The 9,193-nt window shown below is 69.8% G+C and carries 7 protein-coding genes and 1 pseudogene; 6 read left to right on the top strand and 2 right to left on the bottom strand.

All coding sequences use genetic code 11. From position 1 onward, the window contains the following. The first annotated feature begins 303 nt into the window (after nucleotides 1-303). From DMC18_RS05490 to DMC18_RS05475, 5 genes and pseudogenes are all read left to right on the top strand, one after another. Complete coding sequence (locus DMC18_RS05490) at nucleotides 304-879, top strand: TMEM165/GDT1 family protein (protein WP_110132749.1); 576 nt, start codon at nucleotides 304-306, stop codon at nucleotides 877-879. A gap of 58 nt (nucleotides 880-937) precedes the next feature. Continuing rightward, nucleotides 938-4,543 carry a hydantoinase B/oxoprolinase family protein gene (locus DMC18_RS05485; protein ID WP_110121436.1) on the top strand — a complete coding sequence of 1,202 codons (3,606 nt, stop codon included), beginning with the start codon at nucleotides 938-940 and terminating at the stop codon, nucleotides 4,541-4,543. Between the two features lie 43 nt (nucleotides 4,544-4,586). Further along, nucleotides 4,587-4,665: pseudogene (locus DMC18_RS27250) on the top strand (hypothetical protein); the annotation flags it as partial. Nucleotides 4,666-4,691: 26 nt separating this feature from the next. Then, the gene (locus DMC18_RS05480) at nucleotides 4,692-5,297 is read left to right on the top strand and encodes a peptidylprolyl isomerase (protein ID WP_110121435.1); all 606 of its coding nucleotides are present in this window, start codon (nucleotides 4,692-4,694) and stop codon (nucleotides 5,295-5,297) included. Between the two features lie 60 nt (nucleotides 5,298-5,357). Beyond that, on the top strand, nucleotides 5,358-5,942 hold the full coding sequence (locus DMC18_RS05475) for an SRPBCC family protein (protein ID WP_233245337.1): 585 nt from the start codon (nucleotides 5,358-5,360) through the stop codon (nucleotides 5,940-5,942). On the opposite strand, the gene DMC18_RS05470 is transcribed toward DMC18_RS05475, so the two are convergent. Both DMC18_RS05470 and DMC18_RS05465 read right to left on the bottom strand, forming a co-directional pair. Next, complete coding sequence (locus tag DMC18_RS05470; protein WP_110121433.1) at nucleotides 5,939-6,292, bottom strand: potassium channel family protein; 354 nt, start codon at nucleotides 6,290-6,292, stop codon at nucleotides 5,939-5,941. The two genes, DMC18_RS05475 and DMC18_RS05470, sit on opposite strands and share 4 nt — an antisense overlap. A 49-nt stretch (nucleotides 6,293-6,341) precedes the next feature. Next, the gene (locus tag DMC18_RS05465) at nucleotides 6,342-7,709 is read right to left on the bottom strand and encodes a pectate lyase (protein WP_110132748.1); all 1,368 of its coding nucleotides are present in this window, start codon (nucleotides 7,707-7,709) and stop codon (nucleotides 6,342-6,344) included. Nucleotides 7,710-8,026: 317 nt separating this feature from the next. Here DMC18_RS05465 and DMC18_RS05460 point away from each other — a divergent pair, with 317 nt between their 5' ends. Beyond that, the gene (locus DMC18_RS05460; RefSeq protein WP_110121431.1) at nucleotides 8,027-9,130 is read left to right on the top strand and encodes a methyl-accepting chemotaxis protein; all 1,104 of its coding nucleotides are present in this window, start codon (nucleotides 8,027-8,029) and stop codon (nucleotides 9,128-9,130) included. Nucleotides 9,131-9,193: the final 63 nt, after the last annotated feature.

Raw genomic sequence — 9,193 nt, 5'->3', positions numbered from 1 at the left:
TCCCTCTCTCTGAGAGAGAGGGTCTGTGAGTTCCGCCAGTCGACCCCCTGCCCACTTGCGAATGGCTCTCTGCTTGATCCGGCGGGCGGCTCCGGCTAAACGCCCCTCACCCTTTGGGGAGTAGCCGCCCGCGCCTATCAGCGGGGCCCGTCGTCAACATACTTGGTCTTTCGGGACCATGGCGCGGGTGAAGGAAGCACCGACAGCTTTCTTGGCGAGACCAACGGCGTCGTTTCCCGTCCGGGCTGGGCGGGGAAACGGTCGCTGTCGTCTTGTCTGCGCTCGGCCCCGCAACGGTGTTTCATGGAATCCCTGCTCGTCTCGACCCTGGTCGTGGCCGTGGCCGAAATCGGCGACAAGACCCAGCTGCTGGCCATCATCCTGGCCACGCGCTTCAAGAAGCCGATCCCGATCATCCTCGGCATCCTGGCGGCCACCCTGCTGAACCACGCCTTGGCGGCCCTGGCCGGTTCGCTGGTCGCCCAGTACCTGCAAGGCGCCTGGTTCCAGTGGCTGATCGCTCTCTCGTTCATCGCCATGGCCGCCTGGGCGCTGATCCCCGACAAGGCCGACGACGAGGACGGCGGCGCGGTGGGCCGCTACGGCGTGTTCCTGACCACGGCCGTGGCCTTCTTCCTGGTCGAGATGGGCGACAAGACCCAGATCGCCACCGTCGCCCTGGGCGCCCAGTTCCACAACGTGCCGCTGGTGGCCGCGGGCACCACCCTGGGCATGATGCTGGCCAACGTGCCGGCCGTCTATCTGGGCGAGGCGGCGACCAAGATCGTGCCGCTGATGTATGTGCGCATCGGCGCGGCGCTGATCTTCCTCGGTTTGGGCCTGTGGGGCGTCGCGACGCTGCTGGGCGTCTTCAAGTAATGACGTAGGCAGGGGCGGGAGCTATTCACGGGACGAACGTTCCGGAGTCTCCCGCCCCATGACCCTCGAAGACCCGCGCGCGACCGGTTGGGAATTCTGGATCGATCGCGGCGGCACCTTCACCGACATCGTCGCCCGCCGGCCGGACGGGCGCCTGGTCACCCACAAGCTGCTGTCGGAAAACCCCGAGCAGTACGAGGACGCCGCAGTGGCTGGCGTTCGCGCCCTGCTGGAGCAGGGCGGCGGCGGGAGCGTCGAGGCGGTGAAGATGGGCACCACGGTGGCCACCAACGCCCTGCTCGAACGCAAGGGCGAGCCGACGCTGCTGGCGATCACGCAAGGCCACGCCGACGCCCTGCGCATCGGTCAGCAGGCGCGGCCCAAGCTGTTCGACCGCAACATCATAAAGCCCGAGGCCCTCTACACCCGCGTCGTCGAGATCGACGAACGCATCGGCGTCGACGGCGAGGTGGTGCGGCCGCTGGACGAGGCCGCCGCCCGTGACGGCTTGCAGGCGGCCTACGACGCCGGCTTTCGGGCCGTGGCCATCGTGCTGCTGCACGGCTTCCGCTTCACCGACCACGAGGCGCGCGTCGCCGCCATCGCCCGCGAGATCGGCTTCACCCAGGTCTCGGCCAGCCACGAGGTCAGCCCGCTGATGAAGCTGGTCGGCCGGGGCGACACGGCGGTGGTCGACGCCTATCTGTCGCCGATCCTGCGCCGCTATGTCGATCAGGTGGCCTCGCGGCTGGGCGAGGAGACGCGGCTTTTCTTCATGCAGTCGAACGGCGGCCTGACCGACGCCCGGGCCTTCCGGGGCAAGGACGCCATCCTGTCCGGCCCGGCCGGCGGCGTGGTGGGCATGGCCAAGACGGCGGCGGAGGCGGGCTTTTCCCGCGTCATCGGCTTCGACATGGGCGGCACCTCGACCGACGTCTGCCACTATGCCGGCGAGTACGAGCGGGCCTACGAGACGGTGGTGGCCGGGGTGCGGATGCGCGCCCCGATGATGAACATCCACACCGTGGCGGCCGGCGGCGGCTCGATCTGCTCGTTCGATGGTGCAAGGCTGCGGGTGGGTCCGGCCTCGGCGGGGGCCAATCCCGGTCCGGCCTGCTACCGACGCGGCGGGCCGCTGACGGTGACCGACTGCAACGTCATGCTGGGCAAGCTGCAGCCCGAGTTCTTCCCGCACGTCTTCGGTCCCAACGCTGACCAGCCGCTGGACCGCGCCGTGGTCGCCGAGCGCTTCGAGGCCCTGGCCGCCGAGATCGCCGCCGCCACCGGCCGCGCCATGACCCCCGCCGAGATCGCCGAAGGCTTCCTGACGATCGCCGTCGAGAACATGGCCAAGGCCGTGCGGCAGATCTCGATCCAGCGCGGCTACGACGTCACCCGCTATGTCCTGGCCTGCTTCGGCGGGGCGGGCGGGCAGCACGCCTGCCTGGTGGCCGACGCCCTGGGCATGAAGACGGTGATGATCCACCCGTTCGCCGGCGTGCTCAGCGCCTATGGCATGGGCCTGGCCGACCTGCGCCTGCTGCGCGAGACCACGGTCGAGCAGCGCCTGGATGAAGCCGCCGCCACCCTGCCGGCCCGCGCCGCCGTCCTCGCCGCCGAGGCGGAAAGCGCCCTGCGCGCCCAGGACGCGCCGCTGGTGACGGTCGAAACCGAGGCGGCCCTGCTGGTGAAGTATGCCGGTACGGACACGCCGCTGCGCGTGCCGCTGACCGACGCTGAAGGCGTGAAGGCCGCCTTCGAGACCCTGCACCAGCGCCGCTTCGGCTTCGTCTCGCCGGCCACGCCGCTGGTGGTCGAGACCCTGAGCGTCGAGGCGATCGGCCATGCCGACGCCGGCGCCGCGCCCGATCTGGGCGCCGGCGAAGGCGGGCAGGGCGGGGTGCTCGCCACCGTGCCCGCGCGTCTGGCGGGGCAGGCTTATGACACGCCGGTGCTCGACCGCGCGGGCCTGGCGGTCGGCGCCGAGGTCGCGGGGCCGGCGATCATCCGCGAGGCGACCGGCACCACCGTGGTCGAGCCCGGCTGGCGCGCCCGCGTGGATGCTCATCACAACCTGATCCTCGACCGCGTCGAGGCCCTCGCGCCGCGCCGCGCCGCCGGCACGGAAGCCGATCCGGTCATGCTGGAGGTGTTCAACAACCTCTTCATGGCCGTGGCCGAGGAGATGGGCTTCGCCCTGCAGAACACCGCCTATTCGGTGAACATCAAGGAGCGGCTCGACTTCTCCTGCGCCCTGTTCGATCGCGACGGAAACCTGATCGCCAACGCCCCGCACATGCCCGTGCACCTGGGCTCGATGGGCGACAGCGTGCGGGCGATCCGCGATGGTCGCACGGGCGATGGCCGGGGCATGAAGCCCGGCGACGTCTACATGCTCAACGCCCCCTATGCCGGCGGCACCCACCTGCCGGACGTGACGGTGGTCATGCCGGTGTTCGATGCGGCGGGGGCCTTGCTGTTCTACGTCGCCGCGCGCGGCCACCAGGGCGACATCGGCGGGATCACCCCGGGCTCGATGCCGCCGGGCAGCAAGACGGTCGAGGAGGAGGGGGTTCTCATCGAGAACTTCCTGCTGGTCGAGGGCGGGCGGTTCCTGGAAGCCGAGACCCGCGCCCTGCTGGCCTCGGGCAAGTGGCCGGCCCGCAATCCCGATCAGAATATCGGCGACCTCAAGGCCCAGGTCGCCGCCTGCGCGCGCGGCGCCGAAAGCCTGACCGGCCTCGTCGCCGAGTTCGGCCAGGACGTGGTCGAGGCCTACATGGCCCACGTGCAGGACAACGCCGAAGAGGCCGTGCGCCGGGTGCTGGCCAGGCTGTCGGACGGCGCCTTCGCCTACGAACTCGACGACGGTAGCGTGGTGAAGGTGGCGATCACGGTGGACCAGGCCGCCCGCACCGCTCGCGTGGACTTCACCGGCACCAGCGATCAGGTGCCGACCAACTTCAACGCTCCGGCCTCGATCTGCCGGGCGGCGGCGCTGTACGTCTTCCGCACCCTGGTGGACGACGAGATCCCGATGAACGACGGCTGCCTGCGGCCGGTCGAGCTGGTCATTCCCGAGGGCTCGATGCTGAAGCCGCGCTATCCGGCGGCGGTGGTGGCCGGAAATGTCGAGACCAGCCAGGTGGTGGTCGACGCCCTTTATGGCGCGCTGGGCGTGATGGCCGCGGCGCAGGGCACGATGAACAACTTCACCTTCGGCGACGAGCGGCGGCAGTATTACGAGACCATCTGCGGCGGGGCCGGGGCGGGGCCGGACTTCGACGGCGCCGACGCCGTCCAGACCCACATGACCAACAGCCGCCTGACCGATCCCGAGGTGCTCGAGACCCGCTATCCCGTGCGGGTCGAGGCCTTCTCGATCCGCCGCGGTTCGGGCGGGGCCGGTGAGCACCGGGGCGGCGACGGGGTGGTGCGCACCATCGGCTTCCGCGAGCCGATGACGGTGACCCTGCTCTCCAACCGCCGCCGCGTGCCGCCGTTCGGCCTGCATGGCGGGGGCAGCGGGGCGCTGGGCCTGGCGCGGATCGAGCGAGCGGACGGGACGGTCCAGCCCCTGGCGGCGACCGACGAGGCCCAGGTCTCGGCCGGCGACCGCGTGGTCATCGAGACGCCCGGCGGCGGCGGCTGGGGGAAGGGCTGAGCGGCGAAACCTCGTCCTTCGACAAGCTCAGGATGAGGTTTCAATGTTGACGCCGGCGCCGCCTCTCGGCGTAGAACCAAACCAACCTTGATCCTCATCCTGAGCTTGTCGAAGGACGAGGATCACGCACCACTCGCCAGGAGGCCCCATGACCGACATCGCCCGCCGCACCCTGATCGGCGCCGCCGGCCTGGTGGTCGCCACGCCGGGCCTGGCTCTCGCCGCCGGCAAGCCGAAGGTGGCGATCCAGACGAGCGCCGGGCTGATCGTCGTCGAGCTGGAGGACAAGAAGGCCCCGATCACGGCGGCCAATTTCCTGCGCTATGTCGATGCGAAGAAGTACGACGGCGGAACCTTCTATCGCGCCTCGCGGACCAAGGGCGTCAAGGGCGCGGGCTCGATCCAGGGCGCGCCGCCGCAGCGGGCGCGGCGCTTCGCCCCCATCGCCCACGAGAGCACGACGAAGACCGGCCTGCGCCACAAGCCGGGCACGATCTCGCTGGCCCGCAACGCGCCGGGCACGGCCACCTGCGACTTCTTCATCTGCGCCAGCGCCATGCCCTATCTCGACGCCCATCCAGGCGCGAAAGGGGACAACCTGGGCTTTGCGGCCTTCGGGACCGTGGTCGAGGGCCTGCCGATCGTGAAGAAGATCCTGGCCATGCCCACGGGCGGCCCGGCCTACACCGAGGCGATGAAGGACGAGATGCTGAAGGCGCCCGTCCAGATCCTCGGCATGAAGCGGATCGGCTGACCCGCATCTGATCGCCTGGCGGATACGTAGCTGTCTTCGGGGACGAACCTGGAGACGCCGTTGCGGACGATATCGCTCCTGATTTTCGCCTTGGCCGTCGCCGCGCCAGCCAGCGCTTTCGAGCTGTCGCCGGAGGCCCGGGCCAGCCTGGCGCGCGGCGAAGCCCATGCCGAGGTCTCGCCCGATCCGGCCGGGGCGACCGGCGGCCAGGTGCGCGGGGTGATCGACATCGCCGCCCCGCCCGACCACGTCTGGGCCGTGCTGACCGACTGCGCGAGCGCGGCGCGGATGATCACCAATCTCGAACGCTGTGCGGTGCTGTCGGGCGACCAGAAGCGGGGCTGGGATGTCCGCGAGCACGTCACCCGCAAGAGCCTGTTCTTTCCCCGCATGCGCATCGTCTTCCGTTCGGACTACGAGGGGCGGCGGCGCATCCGCTTTCGGCTGGTCGAGGGCGACCTGAAGGCCGAGGAGGGCGAGTGGCGGCTGCAGCCCCTGGCCGGCGGCGCGGGCACGCGGGTGTTCTACGAGAACCGACTGGCCGTGGACTGGGTGATCCCCAAGGCCCTGCTGCGCGCCGGCCTGCGCAAGGACACGCCCAAGGCCCTGGCGCGGCTGCGCGAGGCGTGCCTGGAGGCCGGCTAGGTCTTCCCGTCGAGCTTGGCCTCCAGTCGGGCCAGCGTCGCCTTCAGTTCCTCCTGCTCGGTGTGGCTGAACTCGTTGGCGTCCTTGATGCAGCGCGAGCAGATGTTGCCGATCAGCAGGGGCAGGATCAGCAGCAGGGTCACGTGCATCAGCGCCACGGCCGTGATCCGCCCGCCCAGAGTGGCGGGGTACATGTCGCCATAGCCGACCGTCGTGGCCGTGACGCAGGCCCACCAGACGCCGTCGAGATAGGTCTTGCCCTCGAAGAAGGCGTAGGACCCCGCGGCCGCCAGCAGCATGACCACATAGACGATCAGCAGTTCTCGAACGGTATCCAGGTATTTAAGCATGGTGCGCCCCAAAGTTGAGGCGCTAGCTCGCCCGAGCCCGGCGGAGGCGTCAACCGCGCCGCTTGGCGGCGTCGGCCAGATAGAGCTCCAGGTTGGTGTAGCCCGAGCCGTCCTTGGCCAGGGCGGGGCCGTCGGCGGCGCTTTTCGGGTTCAGGCCGTGGGCCTTTTCCCAGGCGTCGGGCATGCCGTCGCCGTCCGTATCGGGCGCGGCCTTGCCGGCGGGCAGGGCGGGCCAGCCGCCGACGTCCTTCTGGCTGTTGATCACCGTCCCGGTCCGGTCGCGCACCCCGGCCACGATGCGGGCGTCGACGCTGTCGCGGAACACCGAGGCGCCCGCGTCGGCCAGTACGCGCGCATAGGCCTTGTCGGCCGGCTCGGGCGTCACCGGCGCGACCTCGATCGGCGCGGCCTGGCGATAGCCGGCGGGCTCGGGGATGGTGAAGGTCACCAGGCTCCAGGGATCGGCCGGAACCGCCCCGGCCATGCTGTTGCCGGCGAAATAGGCGCGGGCCAGCGTGTTGCTTTCCTGGAAGGCCACGGGCTTGCCGCTGCTGGGGCCGGGCACATAGGCGTTGTCGACGAAGTTGTAGGCCGCCAGCGCCGCCTTGTCGGCGTCGTAGCCGGCATAGCCCTTGCCCCAGTTGTAGAAGACGTTCGACCGGAAATCGAAGAGGGCGCCGACCGGGTCCTTGTCGGGGCCGTCGTAGTTGCCGGGGCGGGGCATGCGGGCCATGTGGCTGGCCCACAGATTGTGGTGGAAGCTGATCTTCGAGCCCATGCCGCCGCGGATCAGGCTGCCATAGCCGTGGTCGCCCTTGGCGTGCAGCGAATGGGCCATGGACTCGGCGATGATCGACCACTGCACCGTCAGGTCGAAGAAGCCCTGGCCTTCCTCGCCGTAGCGGGCCGAGGCCGACAGGGTCTCGTCCACCGACCAGCTGGCCGAGACGTGGTCGAGGATGATCCGCCGGCCCTTGTTGATCCAGATCGCGTCGCTCTCGGTCTTGCTCTCGTCGCCCAGGCGCGAGCGGACGAAGCGGATGACCACGTCGTCGGCGGCGACGACCAGGGTGTGGTCGCGCACGGTGATCCCGCCGCCCGGCGCGGTCTGGCCGGCGATGGTGATGCGCGGCTCGCTGATCTTCAGGTCCGATTTCAGCTGGATCGTGCCGGCCACGTCGAACACCACGGTGCGCGGCCCCTTGGCCTCGATGGCGGCGCGCAGCGAGCCGGGGCCGGAATCCTCCAGGTTGGTGACCTTGATCACCGCCCCGCCGCGGCCGCCCTGCGACAGCCGGCCCGCGCCCTCGGCGCCGGGGAAGGCGAGGGTCTGGCTCATGGCCGCCGTCGCGCCGCCGAGCAGGGCGAGCGCCGCGGCGCCGGCGAGCAGGCGCGGGAGGATAGGGCGGATGGTCATGGCGGCGTGTCTCTCCCCGAAGGCCGGCGAGCGTCGATCGCGTCTCGTCCTGGCGAGGCGACCCTGCCCGCCTCTTCGAGAAATGTCCACCGGTGTCATAAGGTGTGGCCGCCAAGCACCTTGTGACGCTTGGTTGATGGATAACGCCGTTATGCGGATTGTTTGAGCAATCTCTGCTCGAAAGCTGTGCGATTTGGGGGCTGCTGTTCGCCCGTTCCCCCGCCACGCGAAGTTTCCTTCTGAAATGGGCGGTGGAAAGCTGACGCTGGTGTCAACCTTACCGGAGCTTTCGATTCGCGTTCCCGGGGGGGGCATCCATGTCCGTCGAAGAATCCAGCCTCCGGCCGGAACGCATCCTCGACCTGTCCGAGCGGCTGAGCATCGTCGCAGGCCAGAAGATCGGCGAGATCTCGACCGTCAATCGCGCGGCCAAGATGCTGGCGATCAACGCCCTGATCGTGGCGGCCCGCGCGGGCGAGGCCGGCAAGGGTTTCGCCATCGTCGCCGAGGAGTTCAAGAAGATTTCCACCCAGATCGACGAGGTGGCCGGGGCCCTGGAAAGCCAGGTGCGCGCCGACCTCGACGAACTGACCGCCATCGGCGGGGCGATCCTGTCGCACCTGCGCGGCCAGCGGCTGGCGGACCTGGCCCTGAACGCCATCGAGATCATCGACCGCAACCTCTATGAGCGCACCTGCGACGTGCGCTGGTGGGCCACCGACAGCGCTGTTGTCGACTGCGCCATGGCCCCGTCGCGCGAGGCCGCCGACTACGCCAGCCAGCGCCTGCGCGTCATTCTAGACGCCTACACCGTCTATCTGGACCTGTGGATCTGCGACACGGCCGGGCGGGTGATCGCCAGCGGCCGGCCCGACAAGTATCGCGGCGTTCAGGGCGCGTCGGTGGCCAACGCCTCGTGGTTCCAGGAGGCCATGCGCACCAAGAGCGGCGATGACTTCGCCGTGGCCGACATCGCCCGTCAGCGCCTGCTGGACGAAGCCCCGGTCGCCACCTACGCCACCGCCATCCGCGAGGGCGGCGAGGCCAAGGGCAAGGTCATCGGCGTGCTGGGCGTTCACTTCGACTGGCGCCCGCAGGCCCAGGCCATCGTCGACGGCGTGCGCATGACCGACGAGGAGAAGAGCCGCTCGCGCGTGCTGCTGCTCGACCAGAACCACCGGGTGCTGGCGGCTTCGGACGGGCAGGGCGTGCTGGTGGAAACCTTCAAGCTCAATACCTCGCACGGTTCGATGGGCAGCTACGCCGATGGCGACCGCACGATCGGCTACGCCCTGACCCCCGGCTACGAGACCTACAAGGGCCTGGGCTGGTACGGCTGCCTGGTCCAGCGCCAGGCCGTGGACACGCCGCTGCCGGTGGCCGAGCGGGCCGTGGACAACGTGCTGCGGCTGAAGGCGTAGATCAGATGCTCCCCCTGAAGGGGGAGCTGTCGCGGAGCGACTGAGGGGGAAGTGATCGCGGCA

Source organism: Caulobacter sp. D5 (genome assembly GCF_003185805.1).
In the GTDB taxonomy this organism is placed as follows: domain Bacteria; phylum Pseudomonadota; class Alphaproteobacteria; order Caulobacterales; family Caulobacteraceae; genus Caulobacter.
The sequence above is the reverse complement of the archived record's forward strand: the minus strand, read 5'-3'. Positions and strand labels throughout refer to the sequence as shown.